The sequence below is a fragment of the Ostreiculturibacter nitratireducens genome, assembly GCF_032670585.1.
Taxonomy (GTDB): Bacteria; Pseudomonadota; Alphaproteobacteria; order Rhodobacterales; family Rhodobacteraceae; genus Ostreiculturibacter; species Ostreiculturibacter nitratireducens.
On record NZ_JAVQHL010000002.1, the window covers coordinates 730,017 to 745,147 of the forward strand.

At 64.4% G+C, this 15,131-nt stretch carries 19 protein-coding genes; 7 read left to right on the forward strand and 12 right to left on the reverse strand.

Annotated features, from left to right (window positions below; all coding sequences use genetic code 11):
• The first annotated feature begins 8 nt into the window (after window positions 1-8).
• Complete coding sequence (gene mscL / locus ABCN56_RS10885) at window positions 9-437, forward strand: large conductance mechanosensitive channel protein MscL (RefSeq protein ID WP_343081480.1); 429 nt, start codon at window positions 9-11, stop codon at window positions 435-437.
• 69 nt (window positions 438-506) lie between these two features.
• Here the strand turns inward: mscL and ald are convergent, their stop codons facing one another.
• On the reverse strand, window positions 507-1,625 hold the full coding sequence (gene ald, locus ABCN56_RS10890; RefSeq protein ID WP_343080819.1) for an alanine dehydrogenase: 1,119 nt from the start codon (window positions 1,623-1,625) through the stop codon (window positions 507-509).
• A 140-nt stretch (window positions 1,626-1,765) separates the two neighbouring features.
• Between ald and ABCN56_RS10895 the strand changes: the two genes are divergently transcribed.
• Window positions 1,766-2,224 carry an Lrp/AsnC family transcriptional regulator gene (locus ABCN56_RS10895; RefSeq protein WP_343080820.1) on the forward strand — a complete coding sequence of 153 codons (459 nt, stop codon included), beginning with the start codon at window positions 1,766-1,768 and terminating at the stop codon, window positions 2,222-2,224.
• 17 nt (window positions 2,225-2,241) lie between these two features.
• Here the strand turns inward: ABCN56_RS10895 and ABCN56_RS10900 are convergent, their stop codons facing one another.
• The 3 genes from ABCN56_RS10900 to rpsU form a co-directional block, all read right to left on the reverse strand.
• The gene (locus tag ABCN56_RS10900) at window positions 2,242-2,697 is read right to left on the reverse strand and encodes a transglycosylase SLT domain-containing protein (RefSeq protein ID WP_343080821.1); all 456 of its coding nucleotides are present in this window, start codon (window positions 2,695-2,697) and stop codon (window positions 2,242-2,244) included.
• A gap of 98 nt (window positions 2,698-2,795) precedes the next feature.
• Entirely contained in the window at window positions 2,796-3,428 is a 633-nt protein-coding gene (locus tag ABCN56_RS10905; protein WP_343080822.1) for a class I SAM-dependent methyltransferase, read from the reverse strand.
• A 144-nt stretch (window positions 3,429-3,572) separates the two neighbouring features.
• Window positions 3,573-3,779 carry a 30S ribosomal protein S21 gene (gene rpsU, locus ABCN56_RS10910; protein ID WP_010398727.1) on the reverse strand — a complete coding sequence of 69 codons (207 nt, stop codon included), beginning with the start codon at window positions 3,777-3,779 and terminating at the stop codon, window positions 3,573-3,575.
• Window positions 3,780-3,885: 106 nt separating this feature from the next.
• Between rpsU and ABCN56_RS10915 the strand changes: the two genes are divergently transcribed.
• Window positions 3,886-4,578 (forward strand): COQ9 family protein, encoded by a 693-nt coding sequence (locus ABCN56_RS10915; RefSeq protein ID WP_343080823.1) that lies wholly within the window; start codon window positions 3,886-3,888, stop codon window positions 4,576-4,578.
• 5 nt (window positions 4,579-4,583) lie between these two features.
• Window positions 4,584-5,573 carry an NAD(P)H-quinone oxidoreductase gene (locus ABCN56_RS10920; RefSeq protein WP_343080824.1) on the forward strand — a complete coding sequence of 330 codons (990 nt, stop codon included), beginning with the start codon at window positions 4,584-4,586 and terminating at the stop codon, window positions 5,571-5,573.
• 41 nt (window positions 5,574-5,614) lie between these two features.
• On the opposite strand, the gene ABCN56_RS10925 is transcribed toward ABCN56_RS10920, so the two are convergent.
• On the reverse strand, window positions 5,615-6,244 hold the full coding sequence (locus ABCN56_RS10925) for a ribonuclease T2 family protein (protein WP_343080825.1): 630 nt from the start codon (window positions 6,242-6,244) through the stop codon (window positions 5,615-5,617).
• Between the two features lie 125 nt (window positions 6,245-6,369).
• Here ABCN56_RS10925 and ABCN56_RS10930 point away from each other — a divergent pair, with 125 nt between their 5' ends.
• Together ABCN56_RS10930 and ABCN56_RS10935 are read left to right on the forward strand one after the other, a co-directional pair.
• Entirely contained in the window at window positions 6,370-7,134 is a 765-nt protein-coding gene (locus ABCN56_RS10930; protein WP_343080826.1) for a DUF1013 domain-containing protein, read from the forward strand.
• 260 nt (window positions 7,135-7,394) lie between these two features.
• Window positions 7,395-7,868 carry a cupin domain-containing protein gene (locus ABCN56_RS10935; protein WP_343080827.1) on the forward strand — a complete coding sequence of 158 codons (474 nt, stop codon included), beginning with the start codon at window positions 7,395-7,397 and terminating at the stop codon, window positions 7,866-7,868.
• A gap of 148 nt (window positions 7,869-8,016) precedes the next feature.
• Here ABCN56_RS10935 and ABCN56_RS10940 read toward each other — a convergent pair whose 3' ends face one another.
• The gene (locus ABCN56_RS10940) at window positions 8,017-8,937 is read right to left on the reverse strand and encodes a LysR family transcriptional regulator (RefSeq protein WP_343080828.1); all 921 of its coding nucleotides are present in this window, start codon (window positions 8,935-8,937) and stop codon (window positions 8,017-8,019) included.
• 181 nt (window positions 8,938-9,118) lie between these two features.
• On the opposite strand from ABCN56_RS10940, the gene ABCN56_RS10945 reads away from it, so the two are divergent.
• Window positions 9,119-9,259 carry a hypothetical protein gene (locus tag ABCN56_RS10945; RefSeq protein WP_343080829.1) on the forward strand — a complete coding sequence of 47 codons (141 nt, stop codon included), beginning with the start codon at window positions 9,119-9,121 and terminating at the stop codon, window positions 9,257-9,259.
• A gap of 105 nt (window positions 9,260-9,364) precedes the next feature.
• Here ABCN56_RS10945 and ABCN56_RS10950 read toward each other — a convergent pair whose 3' ends face one another.
• The 6 genes from ABCN56_RS10950 to ABCN56_RS10975 form a co-directional block, all read right to left on the reverse strand.
• Window positions 9,365-10,528 (reverse strand): polysaccharide deacetylase family protein, encoded by a 1,164-nt coding sequence (locus ABCN56_RS10950; RefSeq protein ID WP_343080830.1) that lies wholly within the window; start codon window positions 10,526-10,528, stop codon window positions 9,365-9,367.
• Between the two features lie 124 nt (window positions 10,529-10,652).
• Window positions 10,653-12,101: a cardiolipin synthase gene (gene cls / locus ABCN56_RS10955; RefSeq protein WP_343080831.1), complete on the reverse strand. Its 1,449-nt coding sequence runs from the start codon at window positions 12,099-12,101 to the stop codon at window positions 10,653-10,655.
• Between the two features lie 113 nt (window positions 12,102-12,214).
• On the reverse strand, window positions 12,215-13,015 hold the full coding sequence (locus ABCN56_RS10960) for a glycosyltransferase family 2 protein (protein WP_343080832.1): 801 nt from the start codon (window positions 13,013-13,015) through the stop codon (window positions 12,215-12,217).
• Window positions 13,016-13,064: 49 nt separating this feature from the next.
• Window positions 13,065-13,694: a hypothetical protein gene (locus tag ABCN56_RS10965; RefSeq protein WP_343080833.1), complete on the reverse strand. Its 630-nt coding sequence runs from the start codon at window positions 13,692-13,694 to the stop codon at window positions 13,065-13,067.
• A gap of 469 nt (window positions 13,695-14,163) precedes the next feature.
• Window positions 14,164-14,763 (reverse strand): recombination mediator RecR, encoded by a 600-nt coding sequence (gene recR / locus ABCN56_RS10970; RefSeq protein WP_343080834.1) that lies wholly within the window; start codon window positions 14,761-14,763, stop codon window positions 14,164-14,166.
• Between the two features lie 7 nt (window positions 14,764-14,770).
• A complete protein-coding gene (locus tag ABCN56_RS10975) occupies window positions 14,771-15,124 on the reverse strand; it encodes a YbaB/EbfC family nucleoid-associated protein (RefSeq protein WP_343080835.1) in 354 nt (117 codons plus the stop codon).
• Between the last annotated feature and the right edge of the window lie 7 nt (window positions 15,125-15,131).

Below are 15,131 nucleotides of genomic sequence, written 5' to 3' on the forward strand. Positions count from 1 at the left end.
TGGAGGCACTGAACATGTTGCAGGAATTCAAGACTTTCATCGCCAAGGGCAATGTCATGGACATGGCCGTCGGCATCATCATCGGCGCGGCCTTCACCGCAATCGTGACCTCTCTGGTCTCGGACCTCATCAACCCGATCATCGGCGTCATCACCGGCGGCATCGACTTCTCGAACCTCTTCGTCAATCTCGGTGAGGGCGAATACGCGAGCCTCGCCGCCGCCCGCGAGGCCGGCGCGCCGGTCTTCGCCTATGGCGCGTTCATCACGGCAGTCATCAATTTCCTGATCATCGCCTTCGTCGTCTTCCTCCTGGTCAAGGCCGTGAACCGGATCAAGGAGGCCTCCGAGAAGAAGAAGGAACCAGAGCCCGAAGCACCGAAGGGGCCGTCGGAGATCGACGTGCTCATCGAAATCCGTGACGCGCTGAAGAAATAGACCGGGCCAAAGACGAAACGGCCCGCCGGGATCGCCGGCGGGCCGAACTCACTTCCAATTCTGGAAAAATCAGATCTTCAGCGCTTCATCGGTCGAGATCGTCGGGAGGCCAAGCGCCACGCCAACGGCCTCATAGGTCAGCTTGCCGGCGTGGACGTTCAGGCCGGCCATCAGATGCGCGTCTTCGGCGCATGCCTTCTTCCAGCCCTTGTTCGCCAGCGCGATCATGAACGGCATCGTCGCGTTGCCAAGCGCGATGGTCGAGGTCCGCGCCACCGCGCCGGGCATGTTCGCCACGCAGTAATGCATGATCCCGTCCACCTCGTAGATCGGCTTCTCGTGCGTCGTGGCCCGCGAGGTCTCGAAGCAGCCGCCCTGGTCGATCGCCACGTCGACGATCGCCGCACCGGGCTTCATCGTCTTCAGCTGCTCACGCGTCACGAGCTTCGGGGCCGCCGCGCCCGGCACCAGGACCGCGCCGATCACCATGTCCGCCTCGGCCACCATTTCGGCATTGTTACCGGCGCTGGCGTACCGCGTGCGGAACTCCCGCCCGAACACGTCATCGAGGTAGCGAAGCCGCGGCAGCGACCGGTCGAGAACCGTCACCTCCGCGCCCATCCCGGCCGCGACCCGCGCCGCGTGCGTGCCGACGACGCCGCCGCCGATCACGACGACCTTGGCAGGGCCGACGCCCGGCACGCCGCCCAGAAGGACACCGCGCCCGCCATTGGCCTTCTGGAGCGTCCAGGCCCCGACCTGCGGCGCGAGCTTGCCCGCGACTTCGGACATCGGCGCCAGAAGCGGCAGGCCGCCGAATCGGTCGGTCACCGTCTCGTAGGCGATCGCCGTGACGCCGCTTTCCAGAAGATCCTTCGTCTGCTCCGGATCGGGGGCGAGGTGGAGATAGGTGAACAGGACCTGCCCCTCGCGCAGCCGCTTGCGCTCGACCGCCTGGGGCTCCTTCACCTTAACGATCATTTCCGCTTCGGCGAAAACGTCCTCGGCGGTCGGAACGATCTTCGCCCCGGCCTTGATGTAGTCATCATCCGGAAACCCCGAACCCACGCCGGCGTTCGTCTCGACGAGCACTTCGTGGCCGTTCGCCACCGCTTCCGCCGCCGCGTGCGGGGTAAGCCCCACGCGGAATTCCTGTGGTTTGATTTCCTTTGGGCATCCGATCTTCATGGGGTAGCTCCTCCGTTTCCTGTGGCAGGAGAATGCAGGATGACGCGTGCAATTGCTTTGAAATCTTCGGTGGCTTCTTGGTGTGGATTGTGTAGGGTCTTCGAAGAAACGTGGATTTGTTCGAAGAAAATTGCGCAAACATGGAACTCGACGCTACGGATCGCCGAATCCTCAAGGCCCTTCAGAAAGAGGGCCGGATGTCCAATGCCGAGCTGTCGGAACGGGTGAACCTGTCACCCTCCGCCTGCCATCGGCGCGTCCAGAGGCTTGAGGCCGAAGGCTTCATCGACAGCTACGTCGCCCTTCTGGACGCCCGCAGGCTCGGCCGGCCGACGACCGTCTTCGTCGAGATCACGCTGTCGGGCCAGGCCGACGAGGTCCTCGAAGCCTTCGAGCGCGAAGTGAAGAAGGTTCCGGACATCCTCGAATGCCACCTCATGGCGGGAACCGCGGATTACCTTCTGAAGGTCGTGGCCCAGGACACCGAGGATTTCGCGCGGATCCACCGCCAGCACCTCGCCCGCCTGCCCGGGGTCGCGCAGATGCATTCGAGCTTCGCGCTCCGTACCGTCTTCAAGACGACCGCGATCCCGGTCTGAAGCAGCGGGATTCGGGATCAGGCCCGGAGCCCGGTTTCCCTGAGCATCCCCCTGCGCTTGGCTTCGTAGAAGTAGCCCTTGGAGTACCACATGATCGCCCGGTCATGGCTGCCGTTGGACAGAAGCCAGGCGCCGCGCAGGTACTTCACGCCGTATTTCAGGTTCGTATCGGCATCGAGAAGCCCGCCCGGCGCGCCGCGATAGCCCATCGTCCGGGCAGTCTCGGGCAGGATCTGCATCAGGCCGTAATAGGGGCCGTTCCTTGCGGCGGGGTTGTAGCTGCTTTCGCGCTTCACGACCCGGTGCACGAGAGCCTCGGGTACGTCGTAGTGCCGCGCATATTTCGTGATGAGCCGGTTGACCTCGCCCGCACCTGCCGGTGGGCGTTCGCGTTCGGGGCGGCGACCGCCGCCGCAGCCGGCAAGCGCAGCGGCAAGAAGTAAAATCGCGGTGCGGCGGGGAAGGTGGTGCATTCTGTGGCTCCGGTCTGCTCGGCGGAATGCCTAGCATCAGCGAAGCCGCGCGGAAAAGACCGTTCCGAAAGGATCGGCAAGGAAAAGCCGTCCGCCGTTCAGCCCGCTTCCGTCTTCCGGAAGACGCTCACCTGGAAGTTTTGCAGGTTGCCCTTCGGTGTCACGTGGCTGTGCCGCTCTGCCTCTACGGGCTGGAACCGCCCGGGTGCCAGCGAATCGACCTCCGCAGCGAGTGCCTCGGGCGAGTAACGCATCACGGGCAGGCCGGAGCAGGACTCCGGACCGTCGTCGGCGAAGGTGGCGATGATGGCTATTCCGCCGGAGCGGAGCGCCCGGCCCATCGTGGCGACATAGGCGGCCCGGTCCGCGGGTTCGGTCAGGAAATGGAACACGGCCCGGTCATGCCAGAGCGCGAAGCTTTCCCCGGGCGTCCATTCGGTGACATCCGCCGCGATCCATCTGACGGCCTCTGCCCGCGCCCCGATCCGTTCCCGGCTTGCATGAAGCGCCGTGGCGGACAGGTCGAGCACGGTCAGCGGCCCGTATCCGGCCTCCAGCAGACGGTCGACAAGGCGCGACGCGCCGCCTCCCACGTCCACGACGGGATCACCCGGCAACGCGAAGCGGCCGACAAGGCCGAAGGACAGGGCGGGATCCGCTTCGAACCAGGTCAGAGCTTCCTCGATGCGCGATTCGTATACGCGGTCCCAATGTTCGGCCGATGACTTCATGGTCGCCCCCTTCACACAGACGACACGACTATCTTCTCGTCGATCCATCCCCGCAAGCGATGACAACGGAAACGAAAAACCCCCGTGGCTCGGCCCCGGGGGTTCTCTACGTGCGCGGGTTTCCCCGCCAGCGGTTCCAGTCGCTCAGAGAGCCCCTTCTCGCTGGGCCTTCTTGCGCGCCAGTTTGCGGGCGCGGCGGATGGCCTCGGCCTTCTCGCGGGCTTTCTTGACGGAGGGCTTTTCGAAATGCTGCTTGAGCTTCATTTCACGGAAAACCCCCTCGCGCTGAAGTTTCTTCTTCAGAGCGCGAAGCGCCTGTTCGACGTTGTTGTCGCGAACGCTGACCTGCATGTGGTTGTCACCACCTTCCTAAGTTAGAGTTGCAAGTATCTGCAGGAGGTGGCCGTATAGCAAAGCCTGCGCTATTTGTCCACTGGCCGGCGCAGCGGAGAAATGCATGGAAAAGAACGATCTCGACCAGGACAGAATGCGTGAGAGGCTGCTTGATGCCGCCATCCCGCATGTCGTCTTCGACGGCTGGACAGACACGGCCTTCCTCGCGGCTGCGGCCGACGCGGGGATCGACCCCGCGCTCGCCCGCGTGATCGCGCCGAGGGGCGCGATCGACCTCGCCGTGGCCTATCACAAGCGCGGCGACCGCGCGATGCTCGACCGGCTCGCGAAGGCCGATCTTTCCTCCATGCGGTTCCGCGAAAGGGTGGCGGCAGCCGTCCGGTTCCGCCTGGAAGAGGCGGACCGCGAGATCGTGCGGCGCGGCATGACTCTCTTCGCGCTTCCGAACCACGCCCCCTTGGGCGCTTCGCTGGTCTGGGGCACCGCCGACGCGATCTGGACGGCGCTCGGCGACAAGTCCGACGACATCAACTGGTATTCGAAGCGCGCGATCCTCTCCGGCGTCTATTCGTCGACGATCCTCTACTGGCTTGGCGATGACAGCCTCGGTCACGCGGCCACGTGGGAGTTCCTCGACCGCCGCATCGACGACGTGATGCGCTTCGAAAGCTTCAAGGCGCGGGTGCGGGAGAACAAGCCGCTGATGCAGCTTCTTTCGGGGCCCCTGAAACTCGCCGGCCGGATCCGCCCTCCGCGTTCCGCCGCCGACCACATGCCCGGCCGGACGGAACGGTAAACGCGATGAGCCTGCCCCACACGATGCGCGCGGTGGAAATCACCGCCCCCGGCGGCCCCGAGGTCCTGAACCTCTGTTCCCGGCCCGTGCCTGAGCCGGGCCACGGCCAGATCCTGATCGAAGTCGGCTGGGCCGGGGTGAACCGTCCCGACGCCCTCCAGCGCGCCGGGAGTTATGCGCCGCCGCCCACCGCTTCGCCGCTTCCCGGCCTCGAAGCCTCGGGCCGCGTCGCTGCGCTCGGTCCCGGCGTGACGGAATGGAAAGTGGGGGACGAGGTCTGCGCGCTTCTGCCCGGAGGCGGCTATGCCGAATACGTGGTGACGCCTGCGGCCCATGCGCTGCCTGTGCCAGCGGGCATGGACCTGCGCGAGGCCGCCTGCCTGCCGGAAACCTGTTTCACGGTATGGTCGAACGTCGTCATGCGTGGCGGACTCAAGGGTGGAGAGCGTTTCCTCGTCCATGGCGGATCTTCGGGCATCGGCACGACGGCCATCCAGATCGCCAGTGCCCTCGGCGCACGGGTCTTCGCCACGGCCGGATCGGCGGAGAAATGCGCGGCCTGCGAAAGCCTCGGCGCGGAACGCGCGATCAACTACCGCGAGGAGGATTTCGTCGAGATCCTGCGGGCCGAAGGGGGCGCGAACCTGATCCTGGACATGGTGGGCGGGGGCTATATCCCTCGGAACCTGCGGTCCTTGGCGGACGACGGCCGCCTCGTCCAGATCGCCTTCCTTCAGGGCCCCAAGGTCGAGGTGAACTTCGCCGAGATGATGATGCGGCGGCTGACGATCACGGGCTCCACGCTCCGGCCGCAATCCGACCTTGCGAAGGCACGCATCGCGGCGGCGGTGCGCGCGAATGTCTGGCCGATGATCGAGGCTGGCCGCTTCGCGCCGGTGATGGATTCGGAATTCCCGCTGGAGGACGCCGCGGGCGCCCACGCTCGGATGGAGACATCCGAGCACATCGGAAAGATCGTGCTCAAGGTCCGCTGAGGACTTGTCACCTGGTTCGGCTCGCCGAACCAGGTGGGGCTCTAGCGCACCGCGGGCATCAGCGCGTCCGGCATCCGGCAGTCGCGCGCCACGTCGATACCGCAGGGCCGGGGCTCCAGATCCCTCGTCAGGCAGATCCGAGCCTCCTGGATCATGCCCTCCTTGCAGGTGATCGTGATCATGTTCGGCGCGAGCTTGGGATTTGCCTCTAGGAACGCCTCCTCGACCACGCGCGCCGGCAGCTTCACGTCGCGGTCGAGCCCGCCGAAGACCTTGGGCACCGTGATGCTTTCGTAGGCCTCCCGCGAGACTTCGAAGTATTGCGAAGCCGACAGGCCGCTGCACCGCCCGTGCTTCTTCCATTCGTACCACGCGAGCCCCGCGGACCCCATGATGTCGGCCATCGCCGCCGTCTCCGCCCGCGTGGCCTCGCGCTCCGCCGTCCGGCAGTAGCTGGGCCAGCCCGCCTCGTATTGCGGCCAAAGCCCGTGCAGGGTGAACGTGTAGTCGTGCCGCGCGTCGCACTGGTCATCGCCGCGCGCGTCGCCTTCGAGCGCGCACCAGGTCGGAGACCAGGACAGCGACATCACGTAGTAGTCGAAGTCCCCGGCCCGTTCCCCCTCGGCCAGCGCGGGCGAAGCCGCAAGGCACAGCGCCAAGGCCAGACGCATTCCCTCTTCCCTCTTTGGTCCTTCAGGACTATATACGCCAAGACTTCCCTGAAAACGTGGAATGGCGGACCCTCGGGCCGCAGCCGTTTTCCCGGCCCGGGAAAGATTTGTAAAGGAGTGATCCGATGGACAAACCCTTGATGGCCAAAGCCACCGCTGTCTGGCTGGTCGACAACACGACGCTCACCTTCAAGCAGATCGCCGATTTCTGTGGCATGCACGAGCTCGAGGTCCAGGGCATCGCCGACGGTGACGTGGCGGCCGGGGTCAAGGGCTTCGACCCGATCGCGAACAGCCAGCTCGAGCCAGTGGAGATCGAGAAGGGCGAGAAGAACCCGCTCTACAAGCTGAAGCTCAAGTTCAACCCCGCCGCCGTCGGCGAGGAAAAGCGCCGCGGTCCGCGCTACACGCCGCTGTCGAAGCGTCAGGACCGCCCCGCCGCGATCCTGTGGCTGGTTAAGTTCCACCCCGAACTCAGCGACGCCCAGATCGGCAAGCTCGTTGGCACGACGAAGCCCACGATCGCGTCGATCCGGGAACGCACGCACTGGAACATCGCGAACATCCAGCCGATCGACCCGGTGGCGCTGGGCCTCTGCCGTCAGTCCGAGCTTGACGCCGCCGTGCAGAAGGCCGCGAAGAAGAAGGCCGCCGAGGGCGGGCTGATGACGGATGACGAACGCCGCAAGCTCGTCTCGACCGAGACGTCGCTCGGCATGTCGCCGGAGCCCCGCCTGCCCACGGCTATCGCTGGGCTCGAGACCTTCACCCTGACCGACGCCGGCGAGGAAGAGGAAGAAGAAAAGACCGCGAAGGACTTCTCCGACGCCGAAAGCTTCTTCAATCTCCCCCATGGCGACGACGAGGACGAGGACGAAGACGACCGCTGAGCCGGCCGCCGTCCTGACCCATGAAGGCCCCCGCGAGGGGGCCTTTTCTTTGACCATGTCGCAAAACCGTGCTGGTCCTTTTTTCGGACAGAGCGGCCTTCGGAGATTTCCGGCACACAAGCACATGAGAAATACGCAGTGGGCTCTTTTCGTCCACTGGTGTCGGAACTTGAAGGCGCCCAGCGTCGGTTTCCAGCAAGCACCTGGCCAAACGAACCGTTAGAGTGTCCGGCATTGTACGTGCGCGAAGAGATCCAAAGATGGATGACCCCGTGGGACATTTGGTGCGTGCAGGTGCTGGAAGGACCGTGCACCTCGGCAATATCATACTGTCGTTCAAGGACGTAGCGGCTGCGCCGCTTGGCGCATGCTCGATTTGTGTCAGTGAAAGCCAGCCCGGTTCTGGCGCCGCGCCGCACCGTCATTGGAGCTATGGAGAATGGCACATCATTCTTGAAGGAAAGTACAAGTGCAGGCTCGGCAACGAAATCCATGACGTTGTGGCGGGAGACATGGTCTACGCGCCACCGGGCTCGGTACACGGCTTCCGCAACGTGGGAGAGGGAACCGGCCGCCAATTGCTGATCAGCTGGCCGCCCAACCATTTCGAGGCCTTCATGACCGAAATTGCAGGAGGGGCCACGGATACCGGTCGGCCGGGCTCGAGATCGGCGACGGATTTCCGCCGAATCGCGGCATCCTACGGCGTCGAGTTTGTTGATACCGACATTTGAAGAGCGCGCGCTCGGATCGCCCTATGACCATCGTCCGCAAGGGGCTCGAAGCAGACAAACACGCTTTCGAGACATGGCCTTTTCTTTTGGCCGCGTCCCCAGGCGCGCCGGACCCCATGCCGGGGCACGAACCCCGATCGGGAAGATGCTATGCAGAGTCGGCCCGCGACCGAAGAGCCTTGTATGCGGCACGGAACCGCGGGGCAAAGAACTTTGCAAACGTCCGGACTTCGGGACGTCGATAGGCGTCGGGCCCGATGACGAGCCAGGATGAGACATTGGTACCGTCGGGTGGTTCGAAGCACCGCACCAAGGTCGGATAGTCCAGAGCCAGCGACGTCGGAACGGGTCCGATGCCGAATCCTGCCACGATGGCCGCGTTCACCGACTCGGCGTCGGCACTCCGGAACACGACCTGCTCCGGGGCGATCCTTTCCAGCAGCCAGGTATTCAGAAGCATTGATCCGGGCGTTGGGTCATAGATCACGAAAGAGTGGCCGACGAAATCGGCGGGCGACTTGGGCAAGCCGTACATTTGCGCATACGCCCTCGAGGCATAGAGCGACGAGGTCACGTCGGTGAGCTTGGTGCAGATCAGCCGGTCGTCCGTTACGCGCCTGGTTATGCGGATCGCGACGTCGGCTTCGCCGGCGCAGAGGTCGAGCAACTCGTAACTTGCGATGAACTCGAACCGGGTTCCCGGGTGCTCAGCACTGAAGTCTGCAATGATAGTGGAGAAGAGCGGTGAGAAATTCAGCCTCGGAGCGGTGATCCGGATCGGACGTGAATTTGGCCGCCGGGCCCGTTCCGCCTCGGCGGCCAGGCCAAGTATTGCCGCTTCGACAGCCTCGGCGAGAGGAAGGAGGGACTTCGCGTTCTCCGTTGGCCGGACACCGCGGGTGTCCCGTTCGAAGAGAGGCAGACCCAGTTCGTGTTCCAGCGCATCGATCCGTCGCGCGACAGTCGGTTGAGACATTCCGAGTTCACGAGAGGCCGCGAGTGTCGATCCCCGTCGGAACACCGCGAGGAAGATCCTGATACCCGACCAGTCTTCAAATGCGTTCTTCATGGATGAAGATCGGTTCAACGTCGTGCCAGATACCCTAACACGATGGGCCCGGCGAGTATCGTCAAAACGCAAACTGCCCATGGAGGACCCTCAAATGGCCCCAGCCTTGTCTCTGTCAGGGTTTCTGAATCCGTTCCGCCTCACCGCCAGATCGAGGGTGCGCAGGGCGAGGCCTGAGGAAATGTCGTCTCGGGACGATGACGCGGAGGCCGCGCGCGAACGCCGGGAGTTCATCCTTGAGATGATGGACGCGCATCCCGGCGCGTTCTCCTCGGGCGACTCGTTTGGTGCCGCCATGAGCTACTTTTCCCGCCGCCTCTGATTGGGAAAGTTTCCTGAAGAGCCGCCAGGCAATGTACGCAACGAGCCCAAGGCAGATCGAGATCGGCTCGCGACTGTGTCCTTCCTGTCGTCTCGACCGTCCGCGCTACTCCGCCCCGATCACCTCCTCGATCGCCGCCTTCACCGCAGCGTTGAAGCCCGAAAACGCCCGGTCCTTCACGAAGATCAGCGGGAAATATTCGAAGTCCTTCGACACGCCCTCGCTCGCCTCGAATTGCACCCGGTAGCGTTCGAGGAGCGGCAGGAAGTTCTTCTCGCCGACCAGGTGCTCCTCCACCGGGTAGTCGAGCGCGTCCAGGAATTCCTCGGCCTCCTTGCACATCGGCCCGAGCCCGTTGTGGAACATGACGATCTTCGCGCCGACTTCCGGCAGGTCCGCGAGTTCCTCAAGCGGGACGGCCGGCCGCGGCTCAAGGTATTGGACCTCCCGGTTCTCGGGGATCTCGGCGTAGGGACGCTCGAGGACCGTCACCTGATCCAGCCAGTCGTCGAAGCTCCGCCAGGTCACATCCGGCGAGGCCAGCGCATCCGCGTAGACTTCCCAATAGCCCACCTTCGCCCCGCCGATGTGGGGATGCGACACGAGGATCATGCTGTCGGGCGCCTTCGCCACGCTTTCGGCGAACACCTGCGCGAAGTCCGCCTCCGTCGCGCCCCGTGCGTAAAGGCTGATGTCGCAGAGCGATCCCTTGCCGAGTTCGCCGAACTCGACGTTCGACACCTCGATGATCCCGGCGTCGTATTCCTCGGGCCGGTAGATCAGCGCCCGCACGTCCTCCGTCCCGCGCGCCAGAACGTAGGGCACCCCGAGCGCCTCGGCCGCGCGCAACGTGTTCTCGTCGTATGACGAGTAGGAGCAGGCGAAGACCCGCATCGGCTTGCCGGTCAGCCCCTCCATGTAGGCCTTGACCGTCCGCAACGCCTCCAGCTGCTCCTCGTAGGGCTTGTCCCAGCAGATGCCGGCATAACCGCCGATGATTTCGTGCCCCTCTGCCGCGAGCCGCTTGAAAACCTCCGGATAGGTCTCCAGCACAGGCGTCGAGGCCTTGATCATCGCCGTGATTCCCCGGTCGCGCAGTTCGATCTCCCATTTCAGAAGCCCGTCGATCTCGGAAGCCGGGTCGGTGTTGATGAGGTAGATGAGCCCGTTGACCGGCGCCTGTTCATCCGCCCGCGCCGCGTCAGCGGTCCCGAGCCCCAGCGCGAAGGCGACCGCCCAGGCCGTGACTGCCAAGAAACCTTTCCGCATCGCATCCTCCCTGCAGGCCCGGCCGGCAGCCTCATGGCGCGCCGTCGCCAAAAGCCGGGACACGATAGGGGATTCGCGCCTTGGTGTTCTTGATGGACGTCAAGCGGCGGGGGCCTCCGGCAGGTCAGAGAACCGGCCCCAGCATCGCGATCGAGTTGTTCCAGAGCCGCCGGCCAATCCCCCAGCTCGCCACGTCGGACGCAAGGATTTCGGAGGATGCCTCGATGTAGTCCCGCTGTCTTGCCCTGAGCCTTACGGCGAAATCCCGGTTCTGCAGCAGGATGTTGTTTTCGTAGTTCAGGTCAAAACTCCGCCGGTCTAGGTTCGCCGACCCGATCAGCGCGATCTCGCCATCAAGCGTGAGCGACTTCGTATGCAGAAGCCCGTGCGGATATTCGAAGATACGAACGCCGGCCTCCAGCAACTCGGAGTAGTAGCTCCGGCTTGCCGCCGCCACGACCCAGGAATCGTTCCTTGCCGGAAGCACGAGGTTGGTCCGCACGCCCCGATGCGCGGCCGCGCAAAGGGCCGACTGCATTGGCTCGGTGGGCACGTAGTAGGGCGTCGTCACGACCAGTTCGTCGCGGGCGCCATGCATCAGGACCTCGAACATCTCGGGCATCGCCGACGACCGCACGGTCGGGCCGGTTCCGATCACCTGCGCGACGATGCCGGTCTCTTTCCCCGCGACGGGCGGCGCTTCAAGAAGGTCGCGCAGGTCCTCATCCACATGGGCCATCCAGTCCTGGACGAAGAGCCATTGGTTCTGCCGGGCTGCCGGCCCCTCGAAGCGCACCATCAGGTCGACCCACGGCGCGAATTTGGCCTTGATCCTGAAGTCCGGATCCGCGCAGTTCTGGCTGCCGCAGTAGGTGACGCCGTTGTCGATGATCACCATCTTGCGGTGGTTGCGCAGGTCGACGCGCCCGCGGATCGGGTGCAGGAACGGGTTGCTGATCGGCAGGGCGCGCGCGACGTTGACGCCGGCCGCCTCCATGTCGCCCCAGTGCCGCGATCGGATCATCTTGCGCGAGCCGATGTCGTCGGCCATCGCCCGGACCGTCACGCCACGTCCGGACGCACGCTTGGCGGCGTCCACGATCTTCAGCCCGTTCCGGTCTTCCAGCCAGATGTAGAACAGCAGGTGCACATGGTCCGATGCCGCGTCGATGTCGGCAACGAGCGCGTCGATCGCAGCGTCCGAATCCGGCATCAGTTCCGCCGCGTTGCCGCCGACGGGACCGAAGCCGCTGATCGACTGGCCGACGCGGAAAAGGTGCCTGTGTCGAGGGCTGACGAGGTCGAAGTCACCAGCCTCCGAAGATCCGGCCTTCGGTTCGGAAATCAGGCGGGAGGCTTCCCTGTAGCGGGCCGCGCGTTTTCTGCCGATGTTCGTCTCTCCGAACAGGAAATAGGCCAGCATGCCGATCGCGGGAACCGCGAGGATCACGAGAACCCAAGCCATCCGCGCCGACGGCTCGCGGTGTGGCCGCAACAGGGCGCGGAGGATGAAGGCAGCCTGAAGCGCGATATGCGTTGTGAGGAATGACGCAGCGAGGATGCCTGAAGTCATCCAGGTAAGCCTCTCGGATCGGCCGTGGCGAACTGCATGCACCGACTATCCGCGCTAACCGGTGAGCGGTCAATCTGCTGCGGCGTGCTTCAGGATGTGCTCCGCGCCCCCAATTACAGGAACCTGGCGGCGATCTCGACTCCCATGCGCGTGATCAACTCCTCGCGCCGCTTGCGCAGGTCTTCGTCCGCCACCGGATTGCGGCGGTAGATGCTGATGAAATCCGACATACGTTCCTGGCGCGTCATGCGATTACGGCTATCGCCGTAAACGCGGTGGTAATTCGTGCCGGTGACGGGCGCGTGTTGAAACGGCGCGCGACGCAGCAGCTGGAGAATGAAGTCCCAGTCCTCATGGCTGCGCAGGCCGGGGTCGAAGGCCACCTCGTCGCGTAGGGTCCGCGGAAAGAACAGGCAGCTGATCGGAATGAAGTTCATGACATTGAGGAAGCGGACGGCCTTTCGGGCCAGCGATTTTTCCTTTCGCGCGCCCTCTCCGGCTGCCGGAGTCCCGTCTTCTGTTTCCTGCAGCACCGTGTAGTCGGTGAAGACGACGCTGTCTGGCGAGGCTTCCAGATGCGGCAGGGTCGACGCCAGGAAATCCGCCTCCATGCTGTCGTCATCATCCAGAAAACAAAGCCAGCGCCCGCGTGCCAGCCGCATGCCGAGGTTGCGGGATTCGGCCGGTCCGCGCATGCCCGGACGGGACAGGAAGACATCCTGCGGGCGCAGGCTGTCTGCTGCGGCCCGCCGTGTCTCGGCAGAGCCTTCATCCGCGCAGACGACGATCTCGACCGCGTCGAGGGTCTGTTCCGTCACCGAGCGTATCGCCCGTGCGAGCTTCTCCGCCCGGTGATGGGTGGGGATGATGACCGAAATGGCCGGCCGGGATGGTGAGGTTGAATCAACGGGCATATTCTGTCCGGTCTCGCGAAAAGGCAGAACTTTGCAGCCGCCCCGCGGCCTAGGCGATGTGGGCCTCGATCAACTTGGCGTCCTCGGGATAGCCGAGTTCTCCTGCTAACGAAGAAAACCGTCGAAGCCAATGGCTCGGAAGCTCTGCGAGCATGTCTGGCGCGAAATCGGTGTACCGGACTTTTGGCCGTGAATTCCGTTCCGTCCCATCCGACCGCGTGACAGTCCGGCCGATGAAGCGCGACAGGACGGCGTCGTCCGCGGGCACGTCCACCCGGTAAATGATCCGTGGATCGAAGCGCAGCGAAAGCTCGAACCAGAGGGTGTAGCTGACCACAGCGCACAGCAGCGGATTTCCCCGCACGGCGGGATCCCTCATCGGGTTCTTCCCGGTTTTATCCCTGAGGACCTGCATCCGCCATCTGAACGAGCGGCGCACCGCGTTTTCGGGAATGATCGATGGGATCGCGGCCAAAGGGGACCCGGCGACGCAGAAAATGTTGCGGAAGCCTTCCAGCTTCCCAAGCGCGTCGTAGTACGGGTTCTGGTAACGTTCCCCCGCCAGCATCCAGGAAACGATTCCGTTTTCCCCGACCCTTTCGTGCCGCACGTCCAGGCCGCCGGTCTGGATCAGGCTCGCCGTGAAGCCCGTCCCGCAGCGCGGGTGCCCAAGACCCACGAAAAAATCGGAGCGCTCCTGAATCAGAGCCACTTTGCCGGTTCCGAGCGAAGTCCGCCGTCGATCAACTGCGTCGAAGCTATGTAGAAAAAAGTCAAACCCACGACCTGTATGGAGCTTTCCGAATTGTTCATACTTGTTTGGCAGCCTTTACGGCCTTCGCCGGCCTAGTCAACGGTTGTTCCGTCGCGAGACTGTCGGCGGAACGACCAATGGCTGCACCGCGTCTTGGGTGAAGCTCAGTCCCCCGCCAAGAAAGATGCTCAGAACCGCCAAGCCGCACGACCTGGGCAGTGGAAAACCGGGAGAGCTTGTCTCCTGAATGGAACACACGTGGATGGACAGTTAGTACCCAGGTCGAGGAAACCGGTGAAGCCGCCAACGCATCCGGCCCGAACACCGACGATGCCTCATCCTTCCCGGAACCACAGTGCCTGCGCGACTAGACGATGAGCAGGTCGCCGTGTTCTCAGAGCCGCTTCCGCGCTCTCAGCGCCGCCTGGATCGTGCCGTCGTCGAGATAGTCCAGTTCACCGCCCACCGGCACGCCCTGGGCGAGGGAGGTAACCGACACGCCGGATCCTTCGAGCGTGTCCGCGATGTAATGCGCCGTCGTCTGTCCGTCCACGGTCGCGTTGAGGGCCAGGATGACCTCCCGAACCTCTTCCTCTCCCACGCGCCGCAGGAGCCGCGGGATCCTCAGTTCATCCGGCCCGACGCCGTCCAGAGCCGACAGCGTTCCACCCAGAACGTGATAGCGTCCTCGGAACGCCTGCCCCCGCTCCATGGCCCAGAGGTCGGCGACGTCCTCGACGATGCAGATCTCTCCGGTCGCCCGCTTCGGGTCCCGGCAGATGTCACAGACGTCCGACGTGCCGATGTTTCCGCATATCGAACATTCCCGCGCCGTGGCTGCGACGCGGGCCATGGCCTCCGCCAGCGGCGCCATCAGGACGCCGCGCTTCTTGATGAGGTGCAGTACCGCCCGCCGCGCCGAACGCGGCCCGAGCCCCGGCAGCCGGGCCATCAGGTCGATCAGCGCCTCTATGTCGCGGGTGGCCTCGCTCAAGACGTCCTCAGAACGGCAGCTTCATGTCGGCGGGCAGGCCGAGTTCCTGCATCATCTTCTGCTGCTCTTCCCGCGTCCGGTCCGCGGCGCGCTTCTGCGCGTCCTTGATCGCGGCGAGGATCAGGTCCTCAACCACTTCCTTGTCGTCTGCGTTGAAGATCGAGGGATCGATCGACAGGGTCTTCAGTTCCCCCTTCGCGGTGCAGGTCGCCTTGATGAGGCCCGCGCCCGCCTCGCCCGTCACGGTGATCCGGTCGAGCTCTTCGGTCAGCGCGGCCATCTTGCCCTGCATCTCCTGCGCGGCCTTCATCATCTTGGCCATGTCGCCGAGGCCTCCGAGGCCTCCAAGTCCCTTCAGCATCGCGTCT

Coding starts and splice junctions, on each gene's coding strand:
- ABCN56_RS10895 (WP_343080820.1), top strand. CDS start 1,766: ATGGAACTCGACGCTACGGATCGCCGAATCCTCAAGGCCCTTCAGAAA.
- ABCN56_RS10925 (WP_343080825.1), bottom strand. CDS start 6,244: ATGCGTCTGGCCTTGGCGCTGTGCCTTGCGGCTTCGCCCGCGCTGGCC.
- ABCN56_RS10920 (WP_343080824.1), top strand. CDS start 4,584: ATGAGCCTGCCCCACACGATGCGCGCGGTGGAAATCACCGCCCCCGGC.
- cls (WP_343080831.1), bottom strand. CDS start 12,101: ATGACTTCAGGCATCCTCGCTGCGTCATTCCTCACAACGCATATCGCG.
- ABCN56_RS10905 (WP_343080822.1), bottom strand. CDS start 3,428: ATGAAGTCATCGGCCGAACATTGGGACCGCGTATACGAATCGCGCATC.
- ABCN56_RS10915 (WP_343080823.1), top strand. CDS start 3,886: ATGGAAAAGAACGATCTCGACCAGGACAGAATGCGTGAGAGGCTGCTT.
- ABCN56_RS10940 (WP_343080828.1), bottom strand. CDS start 8,937: ATGAAGAACGCATTTGAAGACTGGTCGGGTATCAGGATCTTCCTCGCG.
- ABCN56_RS10950 (WP_343080830.1), bottom strand. CDS start 10,528: ATGCGGAAAGGTTTCTTGGCAGTCACGGCCTGGGCGGTCGCCTTCGCG.
- ABCN56_RS10930 (WP_343080826.1), top strand. CDS start 6,370: ATGGACAAACCCTTGATGGCCAAAGCCACCGCTGTCTGGCTGGTCGAC.
- ABCN56_RS10945 (WP_343080829.1), top strand. CDS start 9,119: ATGTCGTCTCGGGACGATGACGCGGAGGCCGCGCGCGAACGCCGGGAG.
- ABCN56_RS10960 (WP_343080832.1), bottom strand. CDS start 13,015: ATGCCCGTTGATTCAACCTCACCATCCCGGCCGGCCATTTCGGTCATC.
- ABCN56_RS10975 (WP_343080835.1), bottom strand. CDS start 15,124: ATGCTGAAGGGACTTGGAGGCCTCGGAGGCCTCGGCGACATGGCCAAG.
- rpsU (WP_010398727.1), bottom strand. CDS start 3,779: ATGCAGGTCAGCGTTCGCGACAACAACGTCGAACAGGCGCTTCGCGCT.
- ald (WP_343080819.1), bottom strand. CDS start 1,625: ATGAAGATCGGATGCCCAAAGGAAATCAAACCACAGGAATTCCGCGTG.
- ABCN56_RS10935 (WP_343080827.1), top strand. CDS start 7,395: ATGGATGACCCCGTGGGACATTTGGTGCGTGCAGGTGCTGGAAGGACC.
- ABCN56_RS10900 (WP_343080821.1), bottom strand. CDS start 2,697: ATGCACCACCTTCCCCGCCGCACCGCGATTTTACTTCTTGCCGCTGCG.